This window comes from Virgibacillus sp. M23 (assembly GCF_034190895.1).
Classification (GTDB): Bacteria; Bacillota; Bacilli; order Bacillales; family Amphibacillaceae; genus Virgibacillus; species Virgibacillus salarius.
The window spans coordinates 1-611 of record NZ_JAWDHA010000162.1; the positions used below are offsets into that span (position 1 = coordinate 1).

General features: G+C 48.1%; 2 protein-coding genes. Both read left to right on the top strand.

Annotated features, from left to right (window positions below; translation table 11 throughout):
- Positions 1-502, top strand: a 502-nt coding sequence (locus RVS70_RS21805; protein WP_321134812.1) for an ATP-grasp domain-containing protein, incomplete at its 5' end; no start/stop codon positions are given.
- Positions 499-611: hypothetical protein (locus RVS70_RS21810; protein WP_321134814.1), on the top strand; the 113-nt coding region annotated here is incomplete at its 3' end. The genes RVS70_RS21805 and RVS70_RS21810, both read left to right, overlap by 4 nt.

Genomic DNA, 611 nt, shown 5'->3' on the forward strand with positions numbered 1-611 from the left:
CCACAACAATATTCTTTTCCAAAGCATTGTGCCTGCACGGGCCGGGGAAGGGATTCAGCAGAAGGCTGCTGAGCTGGCCGTTAAGCTTGCTGATGAGCTCAATCTTGTCGGGCCGCTTGCTGTTGAGATGTTCCTGACAGAGGACGGAGAGCTTTTGGTTAATGAACTGGCGCCAAGACCGCACAATTCTGGGCATTATACGCTGGACCTTTGCGAGACGAGCCAGTTTGACCAGCATATCAGAGCGGTATGCGGGCTCCCGCTTGGCAAGACAGATTTGCTGAAGCCGGGCATGATGGTGAATCTTCTCGGCAATGAAGTAAAGATTGTTGAGGAAGACCCGGATCTTTTAAAAGAGGCAAAGCTATATATATATGGAAAACATGAAATCAAAAAAGGCCGCAAAATGGGGCATATTACATTTATGAAGCAGCCTGAAGACGAATGGATTCAGGAGATCACAAATAAATGGATGAATAGAGACGGAGGACAAGCAGAATGATCGAACGTTATTCAAGACCTGAAATGTCTGCGATTTGGACGGACGAAAACAGATTTCAAGCATGGCTGGAGGTAGAGATTCTTGCCTGCGAAGCGTGGGCGGAGCTTGG